The organism is Deinococcus deserti VCD115, from assembly GCF_000020685.1.
GTDB lineage: Bacteria > Deinococcota > Deinococci > Deinococcales > Deinococcaceae > Deinococcus > Deinococcus deserti.
Genome location: NC_012526.1, coordinates 2,742,570 through 2,767,007, shown reverse-complemented (window position 1 = coordinate 2,767,007; position 24,438 = coordinate 2,742,570). Strand labels below are relative to the sequence as shown.

Genomic DNA, 24,438 nt, shown 5'->3' with positions numbered 1-24,438 from the left:
AGGCATGAATCCGGTTTTTCCGCTGAACATCGATTTTAAATTCAGCCTGTTTACCGAACTGCGCGTCACTGACGCCGGCGGCAGGCTGATCGCGGTGGTCAAGGAAAAGACCTTCAGCATCCGCGACGAGGTGCGCGTCTACGCGGACGAGGAGCGCCGGGTGCAGACCCACGCCATGCGGGCACGGGGCCTGATGGCCGGAGCGCTGGACTGGCGCGCCCGCCGCGAGCTGCGCCGGGTGGACGGCAGCGAAGTCGGAGCTCTTCAGGCGCAGGGGGTTCGCACGCTGTGGGCCGCCAGTTACGAGCTGCTGGGACCACAGGACGAAGTCCGCTTCACCATCCGCGATGACAATCCCTGGATGAGTGCTGTAGAAGGTCTGATTGGTGCGGTGCCGCTGGTCGGAGACCTGGTGGCCATGGCCTTCGATTACTTTGTGAATCCCACCTATACCGTTGCCGACGCAGGCGGACAGCCGGCCTACCGCGTGCACAAGAAGCGCAGCCTGCTGGCACGCCGCTTCACGGTAGAGGAACTGCGCCCCGGTCAGCCGCAGGACGAGGAACTTGTACTCCTGGGGCTGATTCAGCTGGTGCTGCGCGAGCGCGAACGGGGGTGACCGGAATGCCTCAGGCTGAGGGCGGGGCTTTCTCGCTGAAGCTGGGCACCCGGTCTCCATAAAGGGCAAAGGCGTCGCAGCGCTCCCGCAGCACGCACTGAAGGCAACGGGGACGGCTCCAGGTACAGACCTTCTGGCCGTGTTTCAGCAGGTTGATGTGCAGTTCGTACAGCAGAGGAGGGTCGGGGGGCAGCAGCCCCAGCAGCGCCCGGTGGGCGGCCTGTTCGCCCATGCGGGGAATGGTTCCGACCCGGGTGTTGACCCGGTGCACGTGGGTATCCACCGGGAAGACCGGCCGGGCGTAATTGAACAGCAGCACCAGGCTCGCTGTCTTGATGCCCACTCCCGGCAGGTCGGTGAGCCATTTCAGGGCGTCTTTCACCGGCAGTTCGCGTAGGAAATCCAGGTTGTAGCCTCCGGGAGCGTCACGGATGGCGCGCAGCGTGGCCTGAATGCGCGGGGCTTTGCTCTCCGGGTAGTTGCTGCGGCGGATTGCGTGTGCGACTGCTTCGGTAGGCGCCGCAATAATGGCGTCCCAGTCTCCCAGGGTACGCAGCTCCTGATACGCGGCGTCCTCGTCGCGCCAGTTGGTGCGCTGCGAGAGGATCGTGCTGATCAGCTCGTGCATCGGGTCACGCCGGGGCTCTAACGGTTTCTCGCCGTACTCGTCGCGGAGTCTGGCGTACATCCACTGCAACAGTTCGGCCCGCTCCGGGGCCGGGCGGACCACATTCAGGACCGGTGACTCAGACATGGGCGCCGTTCGAAGGCCAGGCGGGGCTTACTGCCCGGGCGTGGAGCTGCCTTCAACCTCGTCGCGGCCACCCTCTGCGGGCGCGCCCTTGGCTGCGGGGTCCACACCAGGATTCTTGCCCTGGGCGGCGTCTGGGATGGCGTGGCTCTGGCCCTCGGCAGGTGACTGCTCAGCGGGATCATGGCCCTGGGGCTTCTTCTGGTCGTCAGTCATGCCTCAGCTTGCCTGCATGGACCGGGCGCTTCACGAGAAGGGCGTAAAGGGAAGTTTATCGGTCGCAGCGCACATGAGTTCCCGGGACCCTGATATTGCAGGCGGGACCGGTGAGCTCTTTACTTCCGCCCTTACACTGTAGGCAACCATGCCTTCGTCTTTCGGCCCCGCCAGGAGGTGGCTGCCTCATGACTGACCGTATTCCTCCGCCACAGAGTGTGCTTGAGCGCCTGCGTGCCCGTCCCGATGAGGATATCCGGCAGGCCCGCCTGGACCCGGATGCCTTCTGGCTGTCGCAGGCAGCCACCTATGAATGGACCCGGATGCCAACAACAGGTCTGACCTGGAACCGACCCGAAATGGCCTGGTTCGAGGACGGCGAGACGAACATCACCCTGAACGCCCTGGACCGTCACGCCCAGGGCGAGACCCGCACCCGCGCCGCGCTGATCTGGGTTTCGGAAGATGAGCAGGTGCAGATCTACACCTACGGCACCCTGCACGACCGGGTGTCCCGTGCGGCGGCCGGGTTGAGGGCGCTGGGCGTGCAGTCCGGTGACCGGGTGGTGATCTATATGCCACTGACCCCGGAGGGAGTGATTGCCATGCTGGCCTGCGCGCGTATTGGTGCGGTGCACAGCGTGGTGTACGCCGGGCTGGGCGTCACTGCCCTGCGCGAACGCATTCAGGATGCCGGAGCCCGGGTAGTAATCACGGCGGATGTCGGTTACCGGCGCGGCAAGCTCGTTGATCTGTACGCCATCGCGGCCGAGGCCATCAGCGACCTGGTGGGCGTGAATGACCTGGTGCTGTGGGAGCGCATCAAGACCCTTCACCGCGAGCACGACAGCCGCACGGTGCCGTGGGAGGATCTGTTCACGCACGGCAAGGTCGAGGCGGTGCCGGTCGCGGCCGAGCATCCTCTGTTCGTGCTGTATACCTCAGGCAGCACCGGCAAACCCAAGGGTGTCATTCATACGCACGCGGGGTACATGGTCGGCACGTCGTACCACCTGAAGTCGCTGTTCGATGTGCATCCGGGAGACGTGTTCTTCTGCACCAGCGACATCGGCTGGATCGTGGGGCACAGCTATATCGTGTATGGACCGCTGGTGTCGGGCGCGACCGTCATGTTCCGCGAGGGCGCGCCCGACTTTCCGGATACCGGCGTGCTGTGGCGGCTGATCGAGAAGTACGGCGTGAACGTGCTGTTTACGGCTCCCACCGCGCTGCGGCTGTTCATGAAGCTGGGCGCCGAGGTCGTGAAACCCTATGACCTGAGCAGCCTGCGGGTGATCGCCTGCGCAGGTGAAGCCCTGAATCCTGAGGCGTGGCGCTGGGCGCAGGAGCATATCGGTGGAGGCCTGGGTGAAGGTGCGCACGCCATGGTGATCGACAACTGGTGGCAGACTGAACTGGGCGCGCCGACGCTGGGCACGCATGCCAGCTGGCCAGCCCGCCCCGGATACGCCGGTCCGCTCCTGGCTGGTGTGGATGCTGACGTGGTGGACGAGCGCGGCGAACCCGTACCGAACGGCCAGCAGGGCTACCTGGTGATCCGCCGTCCTTTTCCCAGCATGATGCGTGGCGTGCACGGCAACCCCGAGAAGTACGCGGCCATCTGGAACGAGAATCCGGCCGGGTACCTCAGCGGCGATCTGGCGCTGCGTGACGAGCACGGCTACATCAGCATCCTGGGCCGGGCCGACGATGTGCTCTCTGTCGCCGGGCACCGGATTGGTTCGGCCGACGTGGAAGACGCCCTGGTGTCGCATCCGGCCGTGGCCGAAGCGGCGGTGATCGGCGTTCCCGACCCGCTGAAAGGGGAGAGCATCCTGGCTCACGTAATACTGCGCCGGGGCTTTGGCGATCAGGTGGGACGCGGGCTGCGCGCCAGCCTTACCGAGCATGTCCGGCGCGAACTCGGGCCCATTGCCACCCCAGGCGAGATCCGGGTGGTCGACACCCTGCCCAAGACCCGCAGCGGCAAGATCATGCGCCGGGTGCTGCGCGCCCAGGCGCTGGGCCAGGACCCGGGTGACCTGAGTACCCTGGAAGGCTGAAGGGGCAGAACAGGAAATAAAAAATCCGCCTCTCGGGCGGTGATGAAAAGAAGATAGCGCCTTATGCGGTATTCGTCAAGAATATCCGGTCAGTTCTGCGACCCAGCCGCTGCGGTTATAACTCCGGATGACTTTGCTCCAGTTGATGGTCACGGACAGCGATAGAAAGCTGAGATATATCACTGACATGCAGCTCGGGAGACTGACCATCAGGGTGCCGATGTACCCAGTGGTCATCATCTTCCCAGCGCTGCTCCGGTGAAGGTAGCCAGAGCAGCGTGCTCCCGCTGCTGGATTGGGTTCAGGACTTAGGGCCGTCAGTCTTGTCCTGACGGCCCCAGCCGAGCGTTGACTACTGCGACAGGTCGGTGTTCAGCTGTGGGTCATGTCGAGGGGCACGACCCACTCGGCAAACTGTTCCTCGGTAACGTAGCCCAGTGACAGCGCCGCGTCCTTCAGGCTGCTGCCTTCCTTGTGGGCCTTCTTGGCGATGGCAGCGGCCTTGTCGTAGCCGATGTGCTTGTTCAGGGCGGTGACCTGCATCAGGTTGATGCTGAGGTTGTGCTCGATGCGCTCCAGGTTCGGCTCGATGCCTACAGCGCAGTTGTCGTTGAAGGCCAGGCAGGCGTCGCTGATCAGGCGGATGGATTCCAGCACGGCGTGCACCATGACGGGCTTGAACACGTTGAGCTGGAAGTTGCCCTGGCTGCCGGCAAACGCCACGGTGGCGTCGTTGCCGAACACGCGGGTGGCCACCATGGTCATGGCCTCGCTCTGGGTGGGGTTGACCTTGCCGGGCATGATCGAGCTGCCGGGCTCGTTCTCGGGAATGATGATCTCGCCGATACCGTTGCGTGGACCGGAGGCCAGCCAGCGCACGTCGTTGGCCATCTTCATCAGGGCGCCAGCCAGCGTGCGCAGGGCGGCGCTGGTCTGCACCAGGGCGTCGTGGGCGCTGAGGGCGGCGAACTTGTTTTCGGCGCTGCGGAACTTAAAGCCGGTTTCCTCGCTGTACTTCTGCGCGGCCAGATCGCCGAACTGCGGGTGGGCGTTCAGACCGGTGCCGACCGCCGTGCCGCCGATGGCCAGGTCCAGCAGGCCCTCACCGGCGTGGCGCACTTCCGCCAGCGCGTAGTCGAGCTGCGCAACCCAGCCACCGATCTCCTGCCCCAGGGTGATGGGCGTGGCGTCCTGCAGGTGCGTGCGGCCCACCTTGACCAGTCCGGCGTGTTCGCGCGCCTTGGCGTCCAGCGTGTCGCGCAGTTTGCCCACACTGCCGTACAGCCGCTCGCTGAGTTCCAGCACCACGGCGATGTGCATGGCCGTGGGGAAGGTGTCGTTGCTGCTCTGGCCGCGGTTGACGTGGTCATTGGGGTGCACGGGCTTCTTGGAGCCCATCTCTCCGCCCGCAATCTCGATGGCGCGGTTGGAGATGACCTCGTTGGCGTTCATGTTGCTCTGGGTGCCCGAGCCGGTCTGGAACACCACCAGCGGGAAGTGATCGTCGAGCTTGCCGGCAATCACTTCATCGGCGGCCTGCACAATCAGGTCGGCCACATCGCGCGGCAGTTCGCCCAGGTCGGCGTTGGCCTGCGCGGCGCCCTTTTTCAGGATGCCCAGCGCACGGATGATGGGCCGTCCCCACACGAAGGTGTCCCGGCCGATCGGGAAGTTGTGGATACTGCGCTCGGTCTGCGCGCCCCAGTACCGGTCAGCGGCGACGTCCAGCGTGCCCATCGTGTCGGACTCTTTGCGGAAGTTCGTCATACCTTCCGAGTCTAAAGGGGCGCTCCTGTCACGGGGGAGGGAACGGAGCCGGAAGTGTCCATCAACGCTGCACGGAAAACCTCTCAAAGGTGGTCCTGAGGCGCCGCTCCCGCCTCTCAGATCCGCGCCATTGGACGGTCCCATGCAGACCCGCCTTCCCAGGAAGTAGGCTGACATTCATGCAGCAGTACCTCGACTTCATGCGGCACGTGCTGGAGCACGGCACCGAGAAAACAGACCGCACCGGAACCGGCACCCTGTCGGTCTTCGGACACCAGATGCGCTTTGACCTCCAGGAGGGTTTCCCGCTGGTCACCACCAAGCGCACCCACCTGAAGTCGATCATTCACGAGCTGCTGTGGTTTTTGCAGGGCAGCAGCAATGTCGCCTACCTGCGTGAGCACGGGGTGACCATCTGGGACGAATGGGCCGACCCTGACGGAGAACTGGGCCCAGTCTACGGCGTGCAGTGGCGCAGCTGGCCCACGCCGGACGGACGCCACATTGACCAGATTGCCCAGGTGGTGGAGCAGATCCGCCGTACCCCCGATTCACGCCGGCTGATCGTGAGCGCCTGGAATGTCGGGGAGATCGAGCAGATGGCCCTGCCGCCCTGCCACGCCTTTTTCCAGTTTTACGTGGCCGACGGCCGCCTGAGCTGCCAGCTGTACCAGCGCAGCGCCGACATTTTCCTGGGGGTACCGTTCAATATCGCTTCCTACGCCCTGCTGACCCTGATGGTCGCGCAGGTCACGGGCCTGAAGCCCGGCGAGTTCATCTGGACGGGAGGCGACTGCCACCTGTACACCAACCACCTGGAGCAGGCGCGCAAGCAGCTCACCCGTGAGCCCAGGACGCTGCCAGTCATGCGCCTGAATCCGGACGTGCGTGAGCTCGACGGCTTCCGCTTTGAGGACTTCACCCTGGAAGGCTACGATCCGCACCCCGGAATCAAGGCCCCGGTGGCGGTGTGACGCGTCCAAGCTTCGACGATCTGGGGCTGGCCACCGCGCGGCTGTGGGCTTCCCGCAGCGCGGACTCGAAGGTGCAGGTGGGCGCGTGCATCCTGGACCGGCATCACCGGGTGGTGGGTGTGGGGTACAACGGCCGCGCCGCTGGCGAACCCAACGAGCGCGAGAGTCTGGATCAGGGGCACAGCGGGTTTATTCACGCAGAGGTCAACGCCCTGCTGGCCGCCAACTGGAACGGCGAGGGACACACCCTGTACGTCACCCACGAGCCCTGCGCCACCTGCGCCCGCCTGATTGTCAATTCACGCCGGGTGGGCCGGGTGGCCTTTGCCTCGCCGTACAGCGAGACCAGCCGCGTGCAGTCGGGCCTGCCCAGCGGGGCAGAGATTCTGCGTTCCGCAGGAATCGAGGTGCAGCATGTCGGTTAAGCCGGAGCTGGTTGCCATCGTCGCCATGACCGAAAACCGTGTGATCGGCAAAGATGGCGGCATGCCCTGGCACCTGCCGGCCGACCTGGCGCACTTCCGGCGGCTCAGCGTGGGCAAGCCGAACATCATGGGCCGCAAGGTGTACGACTCGCTGGGGCAGGCGCTGCCGGGGCGCACCAACATCGTGCTGACCCGCAATCGCGGCTTTCAGGCGCCCGGGTGTCAGGTGGTGCATACGCCGCAGGAAGCCCTTGACGCTGCTGGAGATGCTCCCGAGATCGCCATCCTGGGTGGTGAGGAGATCTACCGCCTGTACCTGGAGCAGCTCACGCGCGTGGAGATGACCCTGATTCATACCAGCCTGGAAGGCGACACTTTCTTTCCTGAGCTGAGCGGCCAGTGGGAAGTCACGGCTGAACGTGAGCGCCCCGCCGACGAGAAGAACCGCTACGACCTGACTTTCCGCACCCTGATCCGCCGGAGCTGAGCGCTTGACGCCGCAGGCAGGCAGGGGGCAGACATCCGGGGCAACCCGGGCGCTGCTGGACATGCTGGCGCTGTCGCTGGGCGGCGCAGTGGCGCTGGGATTCGCCCGCTTTGCCTACGCCCTGCTGCTGCCGGTCATGCGCGCTGACCTGAACTGGAGTTTCACCCTATCGGGCAGCATGAACGCGGTCAACGCGCTGGGTTACCTGCTGGGTGCCCTGAGCGCCGGCTGGCTTTCGGGCCGCGTCGGGCTGCGGCGCACCTTTGTGGCGGGCATGCTGCTCACGGCGGTGTCGCTGCTGGCCTGCGCCCTGACCTCCGCCAGCGGAGCGCTGCTGCTCTGGCGGCTGCTGGCCGGTCTCGGGGGTGCCTGGGTGTTCGTCAGCGGGGGCGGGCTCGCGGCGCTGGCCGCGCGCGCTCATCCGGAACACAGCGCCCGACTGCTGGGAGTGTTCTACGGCGGGGCCGGCATAGGCATTGTGCTGTCGGCGTTGCTGCTGCCCCCGCTGCTGACGGGTGGCTGGCGCGGAGCATGGGTGGCCCTGGGAGCCACATCCCTGCTGTGTCTGGCGCTGACCCTACGTGCCCTGAGGCGCCTGCCAGACCGGGCACCCGCCCTGCCGGAAGGCGAGGGACCCACCTCCCTGCAGCCACTCGGGTTCACCCTGGCCGCCTACGCCTGCTTCGGAGTGGGGTACATCGCCTACATGACCTTCATCGTGGCGTTCCTGCGCTCGCTGGGCGCAGAGGCTCTGGTCACGCCCTTTTGGACGCTGCTGGGCGTGTGCGTGATGATCAACCCGTTCGTGTGGGGCCCACTGATGACGCGCGCCGCCGGGGCGCGGGCCATGAGCCTGCTGATGCTGCTGCTCTGTGCCGGTGCAGCCTTGCCGCTGATCGCGCCATATCCGGCTGCACTGCTGCTGTCGGCCGTGCTGTTCGGACTGAGCTTCCTGGCCGTGGTGACCTTCACCACCGTGATCACCCGGCGCGCCCTGCCGGAGTACGCCTGGGCGCGGGGCATCGCTGTATTCACCAGTGTTTTTGCCCTGGGGCAGGTGGCCGGACCGCTGCTGACCGGCCTGGCCGCGGACAGTGCGGGTGGCCTGCGGCTTGGGCTGGCTCTCAGCGCAGCAGTACTGCTGCTCGGCGCAGGCCTGGCGCTGGGACAACCGGCGCAGGCGCCTACCACCACCCACGACGTTTGAAGTACGCCGCAAGCAGTCCGCCGATCAGCAGAAAGCTGCTCCAGGCAAACGCATAGCCGAAGGGGCTGCGCAACTCCGGCATGTGCTCGAAGTTCATGCCCCAGACTCCTGCCAGAAAGGTCAGAGGCAGAAAAATCACGCTGACGGCCGTCAGCGTCCGCATCACCTCGTTCATCCGCTGGCTTTGTAAGCTCAGGTGCAGGTCAAGCAGGCTGGTCAGGTATTCGCGCAGACCCTCAAAGCGGTTGACTGCCCGTGTGAAGCTGTCCTGCACGTCGCGGTAACGCACTAGATCGGCGGGTGTGGCCGTGGCGTACCGGCTCAGCAGGACTGTGGCCTCGCGGGCTTCATTGGCCAGCCGGCGGGCCTGCGTGATCAGGTGTTTGAGCTCGAACACGTCGGCCACCGGATTTTTCTGTTCGTTCCGGAAGACCCGTTCCTCCAGCTTGTCGACCTGCGCCTCAAGCGTATCGGCCAGAGTAAAAAAGGTGTCCGCTGTATGGTCAAGTAGTTCGTAGGTCACCTCATGCGGGCTGTTGAGGGCCTCCCGGCCGTTGGCCATCGGCCAGACCTGCGCCAGGGCCAGTGTCCCGTGGCTGCTCAGGGTCAGTACGGCGTCGCTGAAGACGAAAATGCTGAGGCGCTCAGTGAATTCGTCGTCGGTATCGGGGCGCGCGTAGCTGCGAACGGTAATAAAGGCATGTTCCGGGTACTGCTCGGCGCGGCTCCAGTGGCCTACCTCCAGCACGTCCTCCAGGGCCAGCCGGTTCAGGGGAAAGGCCGCTCGCAACTGGGCCAGTTCGGTGTCGGTCGCGGCCTGCGCGTCCACCCATATGCCGCTGGTCTGTCCCTGCCAGTCAAATTCCTGGCCGTTGGCCAACAGGCGTGCGCGGATCATGCCGCCCATGCTACGTCGCCTATGCTGTGCAGCGTGGGCATGTGGCTGTGGGTGATGCTGGGCGGAGCACTGGGGGCGGCGGCCCGCTACGGCGTGATGCTGGGTCTGGCACCGCTGGTACGCTCGGGCTTTCCGGTGCCGACCCTGCTGATCAACGTGGTGGGCTCGTTTCTGCTGGGCCTGACGGTAGCGCTGGTGGGCCGGGGGGTGTGGCCTGAAGCAGCCCGTCTGGCCTTCGGCACGGGGTTTCTCGGGGCCTTCACCACCTTCAGTACCTTCAGCGTGGAACTCGATAGCCTGACGGCGCGGGGGTTAGGAGCGCTGGCCCTGCTGTACGTCATCCTGAGCGTGAGCCTGGGTGTGCTGGCGGCTGTGGCTGGCCGGCTTCTTGGAGACCGGCTGGGAGGCGCCCCATGACCGGTCGCAAACGCAAGAAGGATACGGCCCGCCCCCCCGAGCAGTTTCTGGAACTGGCCGACGTGCTGACCTACGTCGGACAGGTCATTGCGCGGGGAGTACCGGGCGGCGTGTGGGTACGCGCCGAACTGGTCAGCGTGACCGACCGCCGTCACCTGTACCTGGATCTGGTGCAGCTTGAAGACGGTGTGGAGGTGGCCAGGTGCCGCGCCACCATCTGGGCCCGTGAGCGCTTCAGTCTGGAAGGCAAGTTCCGAAAAGCCACCGGTGGAACCCTGACTGCCGGGGTGAAGGTATTGCTGTTCTGTACGGCTGAATTTCATGCCCAGTACGGGTTTTCGCTGAATGTGATTGACATTGCTCCGGAATTTACGCTGGGGGACGCGGCGCTGAAACTCGGCGCCCTGCGGCAGGCCCTGTTGCTTGAAGGGGTCTATGGGCTCAACCGCCTGCTGCCGGCCCCCTCCGATTTCACCCGGGTGGCGGTGATTGCCCCGGTGGAGGCAGCCGGACTGGGTGATTTCCGCCGGGAAGCAGACGCGCTGGAGGCCGCCGGACTGGTTCGGTTCGAATATCTGGAAGCCACTTTCCAGGGCCGTGAAGCCTCAGCCAGCCTGACCCGCGCCGTGGAACAGGCGCGGAGTATGCATGTCCAGGAACCTCTGGACGCCCTGGTCGTGATCCGGGGCGGCGGCGCCGTGACGGACCTGGCGTGGCTCAATGACCTGGACTTTGCGCGCGCCCTGGCCACCTTTCCGGCGCCGGTGATCACTGGTCTGGGTCACGCCCGCGACGACACCCTGCCCGACGAGGTGGCGTCGATTCGCACCGACACTCCCAGCAAGGCCGCTGCCCTGATTGTTCGCACGGTGGTGCAGGCGGCTGCGCAGGCCCAGGAGGACGCCCGGACTATCCGCGCCCACGCCACTCAACTGCTGCTGGACGCTGACGCAGGTGCGACGTGGGCGGTGGACCGGGCCGTACAGGCTGCGCGCCGGGCCACCGATCACGCCCAGGCCCAGACCGACGCCCTGATGCGGCAGGCCCTGGGCCTCACGCCCGCCCGCACGCTGGCCCGGGGTTACGCGCTGGTGCGCGACGCGGACGGGCAGCCGGTCACGCGCGCCGCACAGGTAGGAGAAGCCCAGGATCTCACGCTGGAATTTCACGACGGCGCGGTGCAGGTGCGGTCCAGGGAAGGGTAAGCCTGGAGAAACGGCTCAGAGATTGATATCTGGAAGCTGAGCGGTACTACGCGAGAAGGCGGGAGGAAAGCCCCGGGCAGGTTCACTGCTTGCTTTCAATCTGTGTAGGAGCCTGCTCACGCTCCGGAGTCCTCATCTCCGGTAGCCACTGGCCGGCTGTCATCGCTGACCCAGTCACTCCAGGAGCCGGCATACAGGCGGTTGTGCGGCCCAAGCGGTATGCCGGCCAGTTCGCGGGCCAGCAGATTCGGCGTGGCACTCACCCCGCTGCCGCAGTAGGTGATGGTGGCCTGTTCTCCCGCCTGGAGCCGGCTGGCCTGTTCTCCTGCGGAACGGAACGTGCCATCAGGGTGCAGTGCGCCGCTCCAATCGCGGTTCACCGCGCCAGGAATATGGCCGGCCTTGCGGTCCAGAGGCTCTGTCTCTCCGCGGTACCGTGATGCGGCGCGCGAGTCGATCAGCAGTGTGGCGCGGTCACGCGCAGCCACCTCGTCGGCGCTGGCCACGAAGTCAGCCTGAACCTCAGGGATGAAGCGGGCAGGAGGGTGCGTGGGGTCTTCAGTGCTCACCGGACCGCCAGCAGCCAGATAAGCGGGCCAGCCGCCATCCAGCACGCTGACTTCCCGGTGACCCAGCCAGCGCAGCAGCCACCACGCGCGCGCGGCATAAAAGCCCTGGCCGCCAGAGGGATCGTCATAACAAACCACCACGCTGTCGTTGCCAATCCCTGCCTGTCCCAACCACGCCGCAAGCACCTCGGGGGCCGGCAGAGGATGCCGCCCGCCTGTGCCGCCGGGCTGCACTGGGCCACTCAGGTCCGTTTCCAGATCTGCGTAGACGGCGCCGGGCACATGGCCTTCCAGGTAGGCGATGCGCCCCAGCAGCGGATCACTCAGGGCATACCGGCAGTCCAGCACCCGCACGCGGGAGTCGTTCAGGTGGGCAACCAGCCAGTCAGCGCGGGTCAGTGGGGAACCTGGCGGGGCAGCAGTCATGCCCGAAGCGTACACCGGCACTGAGCGTACAGGGCGGTGTATCAGACCATGTAACAGGCAATAAAAAAGCCGCCTCTCGGGCGGTGATGAAAAAAAGATAGCGCCTTATGCGGTATTCGTCAAGGTGATGCGTGAGTTGGTCGGGCAAGTCAAGCGATCATGGCGGCCAGAAAAAGCTTCAACGGGACTGGCTGTCGTCCCAGAGACTGCACCCTGGAGAACAATCCTTGTCATGAAGTCATGGCCCGGTGATTCGCTGCTCTGCACTCCCTTGGCCAGCTGCAATGAGAAGATGTCGGAACTCTCAGAAGCCTGCCGTGCGGGCGTTGAAGAGCAGCATTCAGTCCCGGGCTTCGATGACGCCCCGCGCGACGAGAACCTGAAGGCTGCGGTCGATGGTTCGTTCGTGTAGGTCCAGTTCCTCCAGCAAGTGCTGCCGGGTGGCACCACCTTCCCGCTGAAGAAACGTGTATACGGCCGTGACGCCGCCAGAGTCTGGCAGGAGTTCACCGGTGAGGTACTCGTAGTGATCCCTGACAAACCAGCGTGCATCGTCCATACGAACACAGTAGGCGCTGCTGGTTGACCCGTCATTCATCCAGGCACCGCATCCGGCTTTCTTCTGCGAGCTTGACGATGCTCACGAATGAGCCGTTTGGACGACTGATGAACTCCTCCAGGAGCCAGGTACTTCAAGGCAATAGCGGGGATGCTGACGCGCAAGCTGATGTCAGCGTCCAGCCACCCCATCTTTTTCACAAGATGTCGTGGAGATTGCTGTCACCCCCGCTGCCCGGACCCCATTAGAGTGAGGCGAATGACCGCAACGAATAAAAAAAAGGTGTTGGTAGCCAACGACGACGGCGTGTTCTCACCTGGAATCAAGGCTCTGGGTCAGGCAATGGCGCAGATTGCGGATGTGGTGGTGGTGGCGCCGGACGTGGAACAGTCAGCGGTGGGGCACGGCATTACCATCCGGCGCCCGCTGCGCTTCAAGCACACGGCCTCAGCAGGGTTCGGGGACATTCCGGCCTACCGGGTGGACGGCACGCCGACTGACTGTGTGGTGATGGGCGTGCACCTGCTGGGCACCCCGGACCTGATTGTCAGTGGGATCAACATCGGCCCCAACCTTGGGGATGACCTGACCCACAGCGGGACCGTCGCGGCCGCCATCGAGGGGCTGGCGCTGGGCCTGCCAAGCATCGCCTTCAGCCAGCAGGCCGCGCCTTCCGGCGAGTATGACTTCGAGGCTTCGGCCGCTTACGCAGTACGTCTCGCTCAGCAGGTGCTGGCCCGGGGTCTGCCCCCACGTGTGCTGCTGAACGTGAATTTTCCTCACGGCGTCCCTAAGGGTGTGCGCGTAACGCGTGTCGGTGAGCACCGCTGGGAGGACACCATCGTGACCCGTGAGGACCCCGAAGGCCGCGAGTACCACTGGGTTGCCGGAACCAGCCGCGCCCGCGATGCCCACGACGAGCAGACTGACTACGGCGCTGTTCAGGCGGGATACATCAGTGTGACGCCGGTCCGCCTGGACCTGACGGCGCGGGACCTGCTGGATGAGGTCAGCGGTTACGTGCCTGCCCTGGAAATGCAGACCGACTGATCTGGCAGCGCCTTGGCTATTTCTGACCCCGTGTGCGGCGCACCCACTGATCCAGCATCCTGTGCCCTTATGTCAAAGCAGTGGGCCCGTGTGGCCTGAACGGGTGATGGGGAGCAGTCAGTGGGCTGCTCCCCATCACCCCATACCTCTGTGTGTTCCTCTGACTGCCAGGAGCTTGGTCAGCAGCTGGCTACAACTTCAAAGACCCAGCCTCTAGCTCCAGATGGCAACGTCATCTCGGGAGGAACAGCCGACCAGCGGCTGGCGATCAGGGCCAGGTCTGGCTGGGCTGGGCTGATCAGCAGGTCGGCACCCAGCAGACCAGGCTGATCCTGCAGTGTGTGCAGAAAGGCGCGCAGGCTGCTCAGGGCGTCTTTTCCCCGCGCTTCGACATACCAGATCTGAGTAGGCCCGATCTGGACAGGCTGAGTAGCAGCCGGATCAGGCACCTCAGTACAGACTCATGGGGTCGTGGGGGTTCCAGCGCAGGTACGTCCCGTAATGTAGGTGCGGGCCCGTGCTTCGCCCTGTATTACCGACCCGGCCCACCGGCTGACCGCGCGTTACCAATTCGCCGGCGCGAACCAGGTTGGCGCTGAGATGCGCGTAGCGGGTGATCCAGCCGTCCGGATGCTCGACAACAACTGTCCAGCCCCAGCCGCGCTCGAAATCCGGCCGCGACTCCAGGACCCGGCCTGAGCGCGCGGCGCGGACCAGGGTTCCTTCAGGCGCCACGATATCGATGCCGTAATGGGTTTCGTGCTTCCCTTCCAGGGTGCGCTCTCCGAAGCCGCTGCTGACATTGTGGTAGCCCGCCACCGGCCACAGCCAGGTTCCGCCAGCAGCGGGCGAGCTGCTGACGCGCACACTGGCGGTGCGCACCGTCGCACCGGTCGTGCGCGCCGCGACCCGGCGGGCCGGAATGGTGAGCTTCGCGCCGGCCCACAGCGGCTGGCCCCCGGCGTACTTCGGATTGGCCCGCAGCAGCTGCGACAGACTCAGGCCGTATTTGCGGGCAATAACCGTGAGGTTCTGGCCTCCTTTCACGGTATGGGTGCGGGCGGCCACCTGCCGGTTGGGAAGCCGCAGGGCATGCCCCAGCTGAAGGCGATCGGTATTGCGCAGCGAAGGGTTGACGGCCTTTATGCTCGCCATGCTCACGCCGGCGCGCACGGCAATGGCGCTGAGGGTGTCACCCGGTTTCACGCGGTAGACGGTGGCACCCTCGGCTGCGCCAGTCAGCAGCGAGGTACACAGGGCGGCCATCAACAGAACCCGCGCCGGGGGGCGCAGGAGGCGAGGGGGCAGCAGAGCAGTCACGTACGCTCAGCATAAGTGCGGCTTTGGCCTGCCGGATGAACGCCTGGCGCTGGCCGCGCTACCCTGCCTCCGATGGACCCCCTGCCCGACGCCCGGCCTGACTTCCGCCCGCCTGCGGGATACCGGCGATTACGGCTGACCCTGGCCTGGGACGGTGGGCCCTACGCCGGCTGGCAATCCCAGCCCAACGCGCCCAGTGTCCAGGACACGTTGCACGCGGCGTTCGGGCGGCTGGGGTCCGGGGCGTTCCGGCCGGTGGCGGCCGGCCGCACCGACGCGGGCGTGCACGCTGAAGCCATGCCGGTGCATGTCGATGTCCCCGGCGGCTTCCGGGTGCCGGCGCCAAAACTGGCACGCGCCCTGAACGCCTGGCTGCCGCCCAGCGTATCGGTGCTGGAAGCCTTTGATGCCCCGGCCGGGTTTCATGCGCGCTTTTCCTGCACCGAGCGGAGGTATGTTTACCGGCTGCTGGTCAGCTCACAGCGCCATCCCCTGTGGCATGGCCGGGCACTGCACCTGCCGGGCGCCCTTGACGCCGGGGCCATGAACGCTGCGGCCACCTACCTGACCGGCACACATGATTTCGCTGCCTTCGCCACACAGGAGGACCGGCAGACGGTGCGCGAACTGCGTGTCCTGCGGGTGGTGCCGGAAGGGCCAGTCTGGGAGGTCCAGGTGACTGGAGAGAGCTTTCTGCGCCATATGGTGCGTGGGCTGGTCGGAACGCTGCTGCTGTGCGGCCAGGGCAAGCTGGAGCCGCTGGCGGTTCGTGACGTGCTCGCGCACCGGCAGCGTTCGCAGGCAGGAGCGAACGTGCCGGCGTATGGCCTGTATTTCACCGGAGCGAGCTACCCGGTGCCAGAAGGTGCCTGAAACCCAGGGCAGGCGCAGCCTGGGTAAAGATTCAGTAATAGGAAGGGACACTGGCCCCCACATGATTTACCCGCTGAGACGAACATTCAACCGGGTGACCCCGCGCAGCACCGGGTTGGCTTTGAAAGGCGGGGCCTGGTCTGTCACGGTGAGATTGGGAAAGCGGGTGGCCAGGGCCGCGAAGGTCTCGCGGATTTCCAGTCGGGCCAGGCTGGCGCCCAGGCAGTAATGGGCACCGGCGGCGAACGCCAGATGGCGGGCGCTGTTGGACCGGTCCCAGCGGATACGGTCCGGCTCCGGGAAGACCTGCGGGTCACGGTTGGCAGCCCCCAGGAGCAGCTGGGCGTGGCTGCCTGCTGGCAGGCGCACGTTCTGAAGGGTCACAGGTTCCGCCAGGGACCGGCCGTCGTACTGCACCGGTGACACCACGCGCAGCAGTTCGTCTGCAACGTTGGGGTGGTCCGGCTGCATGACCAGGGCGGCCCAGGCTTCAGGCTGGCGCGAGAGCTCGAGCAGACCACCCGGAATGAGGTTGCTGGTGGTCTCGTGACCGGCGGCCAGCAGCAGCACCGCATTGGACAGCAGCTCGTCGCTGCTCAGGCGCTCGCCGCCGTCCTGGGCGGCTGCCAGGGCACTCAGCAGCCCCGGGCGCGGTGAGGCGCGCAGCTCATCGGCCAGCCCGCGGAAGTACTGGCGCATCTCACGGGCGTCGGCCTCGATTCTCGCCATCAGTTCCGCGCTCTGGTCGGCGCCACCCAGCAGGTCGGCCACGCTCTGGGTCCAGCGGATAAAGCGGGCCTCGTCGTCGCCGTGCAGGCCCAGCATGTGCATGATGACGCGTGCGGGCAGCGGTGCGGCCAGACCTGCCACCAGATCGGTTTCGGCCTCGCGCGGCAGGGCGCCGAGCAGCTCTCCCAGCAGCGCACGGACCAGCTCGCGCTGTTCGGTCACCACCCGGGGCGTAAAGGCCGCCTGCACCAGCCCCCGCAGGCGTGCATGCCCTGCGCCGTCGTGGAACAGCATCATGGGCTTGAGCAGCCGCATCGCCTCAGTGTCCCCGGGAGCCTGGGCAACCATGCCTCCGCTGCGGGCCGCCGGGGAGCGCAGCAGGGTGCTGGTGGCCGCGTGGCCGGTCACGAAGGTCGCGTTCCACTCCGGGACAGGCAACAGGCCCTCATGGGACAGTGCCCGGACCCGCTCATAGCCGGGGTACGGGTTGTGCACGGCCTCCGGGTGCCACAGGGCCTGGATGGCCAGATGTGCCGGAGCCTGCTGCGGAACTGGTGTGGTCATGACTCAGCGTGCCCTGCGGTCTACTCGAGCCTCAAGACCTGATGTCGAGTAGACGGCAGGGGCGCGGTACGCTGCCTGATATGTCCCGCGTCTGGCTGCACGTCCGCGACCCGTTTGCCGCGCAACTGTGCCTGTCGCCCGAGTACACCCTGGTCCTGCAGCACCTGATGCGGTGCGAATGGAGCGTGGCACCTCTGGCCGCTGCCTGTGGGCGGCCGGTCAATGCCACGCACCGCCGGGTGCGCCGGCTGGTGACGGCGGGCCTGGTCGCCGAGACACGCCTGGAACCCAGGCGCGGCCGCCCGGTGCGCCATTACCGCGCTGTCTCTGACGCGTTTCTGATTCCCTACCACCTGACAGCTCTGGGGAGTCTGGAAGATCTGATCTCTCTGCACGAGGGCACCTTCCAGACCCGTTTTCACCACGCGGTGGTGCACGCTGGCGTGAAGCTGGTGCAGCGCGAGCAAGACATTGCCCTGCGGCTGTACCGCACCGGCGAAGAGGTGAGTTTTGATATCACTCCCCGTGCCGAGGCCTTTGACCTGGCAGACCTACTGAAGGAGACGGGCCCGGCGCTGACCGTGGACTGGGGGCACCTGCAGCTGACCAGGGAGGACGCCAAAGCCCTGCAGCGGGAGCTGCACGAGTTACGAGCGCGCTATGCCAGACGAGGCGGCCCGGAACGGTATCTGTACCGGTTTAACCTCGCGCCGGACCTGCCGGAATCCTGAATTCAGCCCCGGCGGGTGACACCGTCGGTGGTCAGCAGGGCGCCGTACAGCTCAGGGCGGCGGTCCCGGAAAAATCCCATGCCGGCGCGGAACTTTTTCGCTTCAGCCAGGTGGAGGTCGTGCACCAGCGCGCCTTCTTCCTGCTCGCCCAGTTCGGCCACGATCTCGCCGGTGTAGTCGCTGACGAAGGTATGCCCATAGTAGGTCTGTTCCAGGTCACCAACCCGCTCGGTGCCGATCCGGTTGGCCGCACCCACGTACGTGGAGTTGCTGACCGCGTGGCCCACCATGGCCCGCTGCCACATGTGGTGGCTGTTGGGGGTCTCGACCTCGGCCGGCTCACTGCCGATAGCGGTGGGGTACAGCAGGAAGTCGGCGCCCTGCAGCATCATCACGCGGGCGGTCTCGGGGTACCACTGGTCCCAGCAGATCCCCACGCCCACCCGGCCGTAGCGCGTCGGCCAGATCTTGAAGCCGGTGTCGCCCGGGTTGAAGTAATACTTTTCCTCGTAGCCGGGACCGTCGGGGATGTGGGTCTTGCGGTAGTTGCCCAGCAGAGAGCCGTCCGCGTCGATGCACACCAGCGAGTTGTAGTGCGCCTGCCCGGCGGCCTCGAAGTACGACAGCGGCAGCACCACGCCGAGCTCCTGCGCCAGATTCTGAAAGCGGCCGATAAAGGGGTGGCCCTCGATGGGATGGGCCAGCCCGAAGTAATCCTCACGCTCCACCTGGCAGAAGTACAGGTTCTCGAACAGCTCCGGAAGCAGCACCACCTGCGCACCCTGCCTTGCAGCGTCGCGCACGTGCGCCTCGGCGCGGGCCACGTTGTCTTCGAGCTGATCGGTCACGTGCATCTGCACGGCGGCCAGCTTCACGGTGTCAGGAGTACGGCTCATGACGAAAAGGGTACCGGACCCGGCCTCCGTAAATGCTGGGCCGGGTCGCCATGTGAGCTTTACCTACCCGTAGGACTTCAGAACTCCCGTGGTAGGGTCGCCGGATGACTTCAACCGATCTCTTTTTTGACTTTATTTGTCCCTATGCGTGGCGGGGCCTGGAACTGGTCAATGCGCTGCGCGCTGAAGGCGAGACCTTCCGGCTGCGGCACTTTTCCCTGGTCCAGGGCAATCACGCAGACAATGCCGGCCAGCCGGAGCCCCGCTGGTGGCTGACCGACCAGCCGCCGGGGGAGGGGACGGTCTCGCAGCAGAGCAGCCTCGCGGCATTTCTGGCGGCGGGTGCGGCGGCCCGTCAGGGAGAGGAGGCCGCCTGGGCGTTCTCTCTGGCGCTGCTGCGCATCCGTCACGAGGACGGGCAGCCGCTGGACGAGGCCGCACTGACCCAGGCCGCCCAGACAGCAGGTCTGGACAGCGGCCGCTGGGCAGCCGACCGCGCAGATGAGACTGGTCTGCGGGAGGGCCTCCGGACCGACCTGAGCGAAGCCCACCGGCTGGGCGTGTTCGGCACGCCTACGTTTGTGCTGCCAGACGGTCACGCGGCGTACTACCGTTTTGACCACCTGACCCGGGACCCGCAGGTGGCGCGCGAGCGCTGGCAGCTGTACCGGGACGTCCTGCAGTCCGAAGCAGGCATCGGCACCATTAAACGCACCCGCAGGATGACGCGCTGAGCGCAGCCGTCCAAGAGAAGCGCCCCCGACTGATTGTCGGGGGCGCTTTTGTCTGGAGTTCGCTTCAGGCGAGCGCGAGGGCCGCTTCCCAGCCGAAGACAGCCTGGTCATCCACAGCCAGAGGCTCGTTGCCGGCCTTGATGGTCGCAGCCAGCGTCTTGGTCTCGGGAAACAGCTTGGCGAAGTAGAAGCGGGCGGTCTGCACCTTGGCCAGATAGAAGCCGTCGCGGTCGGCACCAGCGTCGATCTTCTCCTGGGCAGTCTTGGCCATGCGGGCCCACAGGTAACCGTAGACCACGTGACCGAAGTACCGCAGGTAGTCCACGGCTGCGGCGTTCACCTCGTCGGCGCCGCCTTCACCGCCCATGGCCTTCTGCCCGATTACCATGGTCAGGCTGCCCAGCTGCTGCGCCGCCTTGCCCAGCTGGTTGACGTATTCACCGATGTGCTCGTCGTCCTCGTGAGCTTCGGCGAATTCCTGCAGGGTGCCGGCCAGCTTCTGCAGCTTCTTGCCGCCGTCCATCAGGACCTTACGGCCGAGCAGGTCCAGCGCCTGGATGCCGTTGGTGCCCTCGTAGATCTGCCCGATGCGGGCGTCACGCACAAACTGCTCCATGCCCCATTCCTGGATGTAGCCGTGTCCGCCGTAGATCTGCTGGCTCTGAACCGCTACATGGAAGCCGTTGTCGGTCATGAAAGCCTTGGCGATGGGGGTCAGCAGCGCGACCAGATCGGCGGCTTCCTTGCGCCTGGCCTCGTCGGGGTGGTGATGCTCGGTGTCGATGCTCAGGGCCAGCCACATGGCCAGGGCGCGCCCGGCTTCGGTGTAGGCCTTGCCGGTCAGCAGCATGCGGCGCACGTCAGGGTGCACGATGATGGGGTCGGCCGGCTCGCTGCTCACGCGCGGCGTGTGGCGCATCTGGATGCGGTCCTTGGCGTACACCAGCGCGTTCTGGTAGGCACCTTCGCCCAGGCCCAGGCCCTGCAGACCGGTGCCCAGTCGTGCGGCGTTCATCATGATGAACATGTGGTTCATGCCTTTGTTGACTTCGCCGACCAGCCAGCCCTTGGCGCCGTCGAAGTTCAGCACGGCGGTGGCGTTGCCGTGGATGCCCATCTTGTGCTCCAGAGAGCCGCAGACCACGCCGTTGCGTTCACCGACGCCGCCCTCTGCGCTGGGGACGAACTTGGGGACCACAAACAGCGAGATGCCCTTGGTGCCTTCGGGGCTGCCTTCCAGGCGGGCCAGCACCAGGTGGACGATGTTGTCGGCCATGTCGTGCTCGCCGGCACTGATGAAGATCTTGGTCCCGGTGACGCTATAGCTGCCGTCACCGTTGTCGGTGGCCCTGGTGCGGATCATGCCCAGGTCGGTACCGGCGTGGGGCTCGGTCAGGCACATGGTGCCCGTCCACTCGCCCGAGACGATCTTGGGCAGGTACAGATTCTTGAGCTCGTCGCTGCCTACCGCGTGCAGGGCGCTGTAGGCGCCGTGCGACAGTCCCGGATACATGCTCCAGGCGACGTTGGCACTGCACATCATTTCGACCAGCATGTTGCTGACCAGGTGCGGCATGCCCTGCCCGCCATAGGCAGGGTCAGCGTCCAGGGCAGTCCAGCCGGCCTCGCGGTATTTCCGGTAGGCAGCCTTGAAGCCGGTGGGGGTGGTCACGTTGCCCTGTTCGTCACGCGTGCAGCCTTCCTGATCGCCGACCCGGTTCAAGGGCACCAGTTCGGTTTCAACGAAACGGGCCGCTTCTTCCAGCACCTGGGTCATCAGGTCGGCGTCGGCGGTCTCATTGGTGGTGTAGAAGGGCATCTGCGAGAGCTGGGCGGGCGCGTCGAGCAGTTCGTTCATGATGAATTTCATGTCGCGCAGTGGGGCTTTGTAGGTGGGCATCGGTCCATCCTCCTTAGGCGGGTTCCGCCTGCGGCAGGAGGAGACCCGGGTCTGTTGGTTAGACCGAGTATAAAACTTGTACGAACGAAAGTCACGTACTGGTTTCTCTGGACTCCGGTGGCCTCACTGTCCGTCCACATTGGCCTGCGCAACCGGCTGAACACAGGGTTTTCGGGTATGGTGTACAGGATCATGAATTACCCAAGTCTGGTTTGGCATCTCAAGCGTACGGAGCTGTTCGCTGACCTTGAACTTGCCGAACTGGAACAGGTCGCTGCCACCACCCCCTACCGTTCCTACCAGCCCGGGGAAGTGATCTACCGCATGGATGATCCGGCAGACGCGCTGTACTTCGTGCGCAGCGGCCTGATCAAGATCAGCAAGCTGTTTCCCAATGGCAAGGAAGCCATCCTGGGCGTCATCGGTCAGCACGACACCTTTGGTGAACTGCTGCTGCAGGCTGAGGAGCGTCGGCCCACCCAGGCCGAAGCCCTGGAGCGCACCACCCTGATCGTGCTGCCACGCAATGAACTGCAAAAACTCCTCAACAGCAAGCCTGAACTGGCCATGAAGCTGATCCGGCTGATGGCTGCCCGGCTGTTCGAGGCCCAGTCCTGGTCCGCTGCCGTTAGCGCCTACAGTGCTCCCGAGCGCGTTGCCAGCCTGCTCTACCGGCTGGCACGCGAGTTCGGCCGGCCGCACGCGCAGGGCGTGGAACTGGCCCTGAAGCTCAACCAGGAAGACATTGCCCGGATGGTCGGCGCGACCCGCGAGACAGTCAGCCACAGCCTGGGCAAGCTCAAGCAGGACGGCGCCATCGTGCGGGCACGCACGCCCATCATCGTGCGCATGGACGCGCTGAAGCAGTACCTCGAACAGAGCCACTGACCGCAGGTCAGCAGGCTGGCGAAGGTGTGTGGGGGCTCAGCGGCCCTGGTTCTGATCAAAAGAGCGCAGGAGTCACCTCGCCCCATCTCTGCGCCTCATGACGGATACGTCCGCGCTCAGGATTGAGCGAGGTGGCCTTCGAGGAGCGCAGACTTCAAGGGATCAAAAAGTGCCATGCGGCGCCACCGGTGTTGCCCATAACGGTCAGCACGGTCTGCGAATCAGGAACGAACCAGGACCGCAAAACCACGCCCGGATCGGATCCCTCTACGAAGAAAGCGCGTTCGCTGCCGCTTTCTTCTATCCACACCCCGTATCCGTAATGGGTGTGCGGCCTGTCTCTGCCGGTCGCCACTCTGAGCTGCAGGATCCATTCAGGGCTGAGCCGCGTTCCATCCGACAGGGCCTTCCAGAAGCGTTCCATGTCTGGAGCCGTGGTGTAGGCCCCACCATCCGGTCCGCCCATGACAGGCACACTGAAAATGTTGGTGCTCCACGAGCCATCAGGGCGCTGGAGGTAGGCGTAGGCAGTCCGGTCAGGCAGGTCGTCTGCCCGGAAGTATCCGGAATCCGTCATTCCGGCAGGAGTAAAGACGTGCTGACGCACATAACTGGCGAAGGATTGTCCGGTGAGGGCTTCAACCACCAGCCCCAGGAGAATGAAGCCAGAAATGTTGTAGGCAAAGCGCTCGCCAGGCGAAAACACCATAGGCAGATGGTTGAACAGCGGCAGAAAGTCCCTGGGCTGCTGAATCTGATACATCGGCCGGTCCCGCCAGACGTCCGCGTAATCGTGCATCACTGCCTCGTCGAAGTAGTCGGGCATCCCGGAGGTGTGCGTGAGCCGCTGATGTAGGGTGACGCGAGGGTCGATGTGGGGAAGATCGGCGTCTACGCAGTCAAGCAGCCGGGTGTGCTCCGTGACCCTGCCCTGTTCCATTAACTGACTCACCGCCACAGCCGTGAACACCTTGCACCCGGACGCCATCTGGAAGCGTGTGTCTGCGGTATTGGGCAGCTCAAGGGCCCGGATGGCATGTCCGAAGCACCCTTCCAGGCGCATCCCCGGGCGCGTCAGGGAAATGACACCGCTGAATGGCTCGGGGAGCTTCTGGGCGGCGATCCAGTCGGTCAGGTCTATGCAGGGCATCCGAATCTGAGTGAGAGCAGTGCACTCCTGGCCCGCTGTCTCAGATGAATCGTTCTCGGCCCCTTGCCAGATCGCCAGATCAGGCAGACTCACTGGGCGTCTTCTTCTAGGCTGAATCATGACCTTTGCCGTCCAGCCTGCGCGCCCTGAGGATGCCTCCGTCATAGCCGCCGTGCATACGGAAAGCTGGGCAGAAACCTATCCTGGTCTGATCCCCCATGAATTCTTGAGCCGAATGACCGATGAGGCGGCACGGGAACGGCGTAGGGCGACCTGGGCCCAGACGATCGGTCTCAGCGGTCAGCCGGTTTTTGTGGCGGAACAGGCCGGGGAGGTCGTGGGGCTCACGTCAGGCGGCCCACCCCATGATCACCCGGAGGTCAGTGCAGAGTTGTATACGCTTTACAGTCTCCGGCGGGTGCAGGGCCAGGGAATGGGCCGCCAGCTTCTGCTGACTCTGGCTCGTGAGCTTCACGCCGGGGGAGCCAACTCGCTGGCCCTGTGGGTCCTGGACCTGAACCCGGCACGCGAGTGGTATGTCCGGCAGGGCGCGCGTCCGGCAGGTGAGAAGACCGTTGCCGTTCCCGGCGGTGAACTGCGAGAACGGCGGATGGTCTGGGACGACCTCGGAGCCCTGGTCAGGGACTGAAAGCAGCTCAACGCCTGAGCTTGCGGGCTGCCTCGTCAGGGGTGATTTCGCCGCGTTCGAGCTTTTCCAGCACCTCGTCGTGCGGATCGGCCATTTCGGGTTCGTAGCCGATGGCCCGCAGCAAGGTATCGAAGCGTGCCCGCACCGTGGGGTAGCTGACCCCCAGTACCCGCTCAACTTCCTTAAGGTTGCCGCGCACCCGGATATACAGCCTCAGGAACTCCAGATTGTCTGGCGTCAGCACCGCGAACTCGTTGAGCTCAAAGACACCGCGCACCGTGACGCCACTGGTGGGAAAGCGGAGTTCCGTCACCAGCGGCGATTCGGTCTCGTCAGGAAAAGGCAGAGGCAGGTGGCGCATAAACATACTT

Annotated in this window: 27 protein-coding genes; 14 read left to right on the top strand and 13 right to left on the bottom strand. The window is 65.3% G+C overall.

The window, feature by feature from the left end:
• The first annotated feature begins 4 nt into the window (after positions 1-4).
• Entirely contained in the window at positions 5-619 is a 615-nt protein-coding gene (locus tag DEIDE_RS13190; protein ID WP_012694465.1) for a hypothetical protein, read from the top strand.
• A 10-nt stretch (positions 620-629) separates the two neighbouring features.
• Here the strand turns inward: DEIDE_RS13190 and DEIDE_RS13185 are convergent, their stop codons facing one another.
• Entirely contained in the window at positions 630-1,373 is a 744-nt protein-coding gene (locus DEIDE_RS13185; protein ID WP_012694464.1) for a monofunctional DNA glycosylase, read from the bottom strand.
• A gap of 27 nt (positions 1,374-1,400) precedes the next feature.
• Entirely contained in the window at positions 1,401-1,586 is a 186-nt protein-coding gene (locus DEIDE_RS13180; protein WP_041227283.1) for a hypothetical protein, read from the bottom strand.
• A gap of 188 nt (positions 1,587-1,774) precedes the next feature.
• On the opposite strand from DEIDE_RS13180, the gene DEIDE_RS13175 reads away from it, so the two are divergent.
• Positions 1,775-3,649 carry an acetate--CoA ligase gene (locus DEIDE_RS13175; protein ID WP_041227282.1) on the top strand — a complete coding sequence of 625 codons (1,875 nt, stop codon included), beginning with the start codon at positions 1,775-1,777 and terminating at the stop codon, positions 3,647-3,649.
• Between the two features lie 372 nt (positions 3,650-4,021).
• On the opposite strand, the gene fumC is transcribed toward DEIDE_RS13175, so the two are convergent.
• Positions 4,022-5,416: a class II fumarate hydratase gene (gene fumC / locus DEIDE_RS13170; protein ID WP_012694461.1), complete on the bottom strand. Its 1,395-nt coding sequence runs from the start codon at positions 5,414-5,416 to the stop codon at positions 4,022-4,024.
• Between the two features lie 179 nt (positions 5,417-5,595).
• Here fumC and DEIDE_RS13165 point away from each other — a divergent pair, with 179 nt between their 5' ends.
• The 4 genes from DEIDE_RS13165 to DEIDE_RS13150 are packed head-to-tail and all read left to right on the top strand — an operon-like array spanning position 5,596 to position 8,509.
• Complete coding sequence (locus DEIDE_RS13165) at positions 5,596-6,390, top strand: thymidylate synthase (protein ID WP_012694460.1); 795 nt, start codon at positions 5,596-5,598, stop codon at positions 6,388-6,390.
• A complete protein-coding gene (locus DEIDE_RS13160; protein WP_012694459.1) occupies positions 6,387-6,815 on the top strand; it encodes a dCMP deaminase family protein in 429 nt (142 codons plus the stop codon). The genes DEIDE_RS13165 and DEIDE_RS13160 overlap by 4 nt, the downstream gene beginning before the upstream one ends.
• A complete protein-coding gene (locus DEIDE_RS13155) occupies positions 6,805-7,302 on the top strand; it encodes a dihydrofolate reductase (protein WP_012694458.1) in 498 nt (165 codons plus the stop codon). Before DEIDE_RS13160 ends, DEIDE_RS13155 begins: the two co-directional genes overlap by 11 nt.
• 4 nt (positions 7,303-7,306) lie before the next feature.
• Positions 7,307-8,509 (top strand): YbfB/YjiJ family MFS transporter, encoded by a 1,203-nt coding sequence (locus tag DEIDE_RS13150; RefSeq protein ID WP_012694457.1) that lies wholly within the window; start codon positions 7,307-7,309, stop codon positions 8,507-8,509.
• Here DEIDE_RS13150 and DEIDE_RS13145 read toward each other — a convergent pair.
• The gene (locus DEIDE_RS13145) at positions 8,487-9,407 is read right to left on the bottom strand and encodes a magnesium transporter CorA family protein (RefSeq protein ID WP_041227652.1); all 921 of its coding nucleotides are present in this window, start codon (positions 9,405-9,407) and stop codon (positions 8,487-8,489) included. The genes DEIDE_RS13150 and DEIDE_RS13145 overlap by 23 nt on opposite strands.
• A gap of 39 nt (positions 9,408-9,446) precedes the next feature.
• Here DEIDE_RS13145 and crcB point away from each other — a divergent pair, with 39 nt between their 5' ends.
• Complete coding sequence (crcB, locus tag DEIDE_RS13140) at positions 9,447-9,824, top strand: fluoride efflux transporter CrcB (protein ID WP_041227651.1); 378 nt, start codon at positions 9,447-9,449, stop codon at positions 9,822-9,824.
• Positions 9,821-11,029, top strand: coding sequence for an exodeoxyribonuclease VII large subunit (gene xseA / locus DEIDE_RS13135; RefSeq protein WP_012694454.1), 1,209 nt, complete (start codon positions 9,821-9,823; stop codon positions 11,027-11,029). Before crcB ends, xseA begins: the two co-directional genes overlap by 4 nt.
• A gap of 116 nt (positions 11,030-11,145) precedes the next feature.
• Here the strand turns inward: xseA and DEIDE_RS13130 are convergent, their stop codons facing one another.
• Complete coding sequence (locus DEIDE_RS13130; protein WP_012694453.1) at positions 11,146-12,024, bottom strand: sulfurtransferase; 879 nt, start codon at positions 12,022-12,024, stop codon at positions 11,146-11,148.
• A 340-nt stretch (positions 12,025-12,364) separates the two neighbouring features.
• On the bottom strand, positions 12,365-12,583 hold the full coding sequence (locus DEIDE_RS13125) for a helix-turn-helix domain-containing protein (RefSeq protein WP_041227281.1): 219 nt from the start codon (positions 12,581-12,583) through the stop codon (positions 12,365-12,367).
• Positions 12,584-12,841: 258 nt separating this feature from the next.
• On the opposite strand from DEIDE_RS13125, the gene surE reads away from it, so the two are divergent.
• Positions 12,842-13,633: a 5'/3'-nucleotidase SurE gene (gene surE, locus DEIDE_RS13120; protein ID WP_012694450.1), complete on the top strand. Its 792-nt coding sequence runs from the start codon at positions 12,842-12,844 to the stop codon at positions 13,631-13,633.
• 179 nt (positions 13,634-13,812) lie between these two features.
• Here the strand turns inward: surE and DEIDE_RS13115 are convergent, their stop codons facing one another.
• Together DEIDE_RS13115 and DEIDE_RS13110 are read right to left on the bottom strand one after the other, a co-directional pair.
• On the bottom strand, positions 13,813-14,082 hold the full coding sequence (locus DEIDE_RS13115) for a hypothetical protein (RefSeq protein WP_012694449.1): 270 nt from the start codon (positions 14,080-14,082) through the stop codon (positions 13,813-13,815).
• A 1-nt stretch (position 14,083) separates the two neighbouring features.
• Entirely contained in the window at positions 14,084-14,953 is an 870-nt protein-coding gene (locus DEIDE_RS13110) for a M23 family metallopeptidase (RefSeq protein ID WP_242402923.1), read from the bottom strand.
• Between the two features lie 72 nt (positions 14,954-15,025).
• Between DEIDE_RS13110 and truA the strand changes: the two genes are divergently transcribed.
• Complete coding sequence (gene truA, locus DEIDE_RS13105) at positions 15,026-15,826, top strand: tRNA pseudouridine(38-40) synthase TruA (protein ID WP_012694447.1); 801 nt, start codon at positions 15,026-15,028, stop codon at positions 15,824-15,826.
• Between the two features lie 66 nt (positions 15,827-15,892).
• Here truA and DEIDE_RS13100 read toward each other — a convergent pair whose 3' ends face one another.
• Positions 15,893-17,119 (bottom strand): cytochrome P450, encoded by a 1,227-nt coding sequence (locus DEIDE_RS13100; RefSeq protein WP_012694446.1) that lies wholly within the window; start codon positions 17,117-17,119, stop codon positions 15,893-15,895.
• Positions 17,120-17,199: 80 nt separating this feature from the next.
• Between DEIDE_RS13100 and DEIDE_RS13095 the strand changes: the two genes are divergently transcribed.
• Positions 17,200-17,850, top strand: coding sequence for a helix-turn-helix domain-containing protein (locus DEIDE_RS13095; protein ID WP_012694445.1), 651 nt, complete (start codon positions 17,200-17,202; stop codon positions 17,848-17,850).
• 2 nt (positions 17,851-17,852) lie between these two features.
• On the opposite strand, the gene aguB is transcribed toward DEIDE_RS13095, so the two are convergent.
• Positions 17,853-18,746, bottom strand: a complete 894-nt coding sequence (gene aguB, locus DEIDE_RS13090; RefSeq protein WP_012694444.1) for an N-carbamoylputrescine amidase — start codon at positions 18,744-18,746, stop codon at positions 17,853-17,855.
• 104 nt (positions 18,747-18,850) lie between these two features.
• On the opposite strand from aguB, the gene DEIDE_RS13085 reads away from it, so the two are divergent.
• Positions 18,851-19,480, top strand: a complete 630-nt coding sequence (locus DEIDE_RS13085; protein WP_012694443.1) for a DsbA family protein — start codon at positions 18,851-18,853, stop codon at positions 19,478-19,480.
• A gap of 64 nt (positions 19,481-19,544) precedes the next feature.
• Here the strand turns inward: DEIDE_RS13085 and DEIDE_RS13080 are convergent, their stop codons facing one another.
• Positions 19,545-21,380, bottom strand: coding sequence for an acyl-CoA dehydrogenase C-terminal domain-containing protein (locus DEIDE_RS13080; protein WP_012694442.1), 1,836 nt, complete (start codon positions 21,378-21,380; stop codon positions 19,545-19,547).
• Between the two features lie 192 nt (positions 21,381-21,572).
• Here DEIDE_RS13080 and DEIDE_RS13075 point away from each other — a divergent pair, with 192 nt between their 5' ends.
• The gene (locus tag DEIDE_RS13075) at positions 21,573-22,268 is read left to right on the top strand and encodes a Crp/Fnr family transcriptional regulator (protein ID WP_041227649.1); all 696 of its coding nucleotides are present in this window, start codon (positions 21,573-21,575) and stop codon (positions 22,266-22,268) included.
• Positions 22,269-22,422: 154 nt separating this feature from the next.
• Here DEIDE_RS13075 and DEIDE_RS13070 read toward each other — a convergent pair whose 3' ends face one another.
• Entirely contained in the window at positions 22,423-23,418 is a 996-nt protein-coding gene (locus DEIDE_RS13070) for a serine hydrolase domain-containing protein (RefSeq protein ID WP_012694440.1), read from the bottom strand.
• A 118-nt stretch (positions 23,419-23,536) separates the two neighbouring features.
• Between DEIDE_RS13070 and DEIDE_RS13065 the strand changes: the two genes are divergently transcribed.
• Positions 23,537-24,067 carry a GNAT family N-acetyltransferase gene (locus DEIDE_RS13065; RefSeq protein ID WP_012694439.1) on the top strand — a complete coding sequence of 177 codons (531 nt, stop codon included), beginning with the start codon at positions 23,537-23,539 and terminating at the stop codon, positions 24,065-24,067.
• A gap of 7 nt (positions 24,068-24,074) precedes the next feature.
• Here the strand turns inward: DEIDE_RS13065 and DEIDE_RS13060 are convergent, their stop codons facing one another.
• The gene (locus tag DEIDE_RS13060) at positions 24,075-24,434 is read right to left on the bottom strand and encodes a DUF2089 domain-containing protein (protein ID WP_012694438.1); all 360 of its coding nucleotides are present in this window, start codon (positions 24,432-24,434) and stop codon (positions 24,075-24,077) included.
• Positions 24,435-24,438 lie beyond the last annotated feature (4 nt).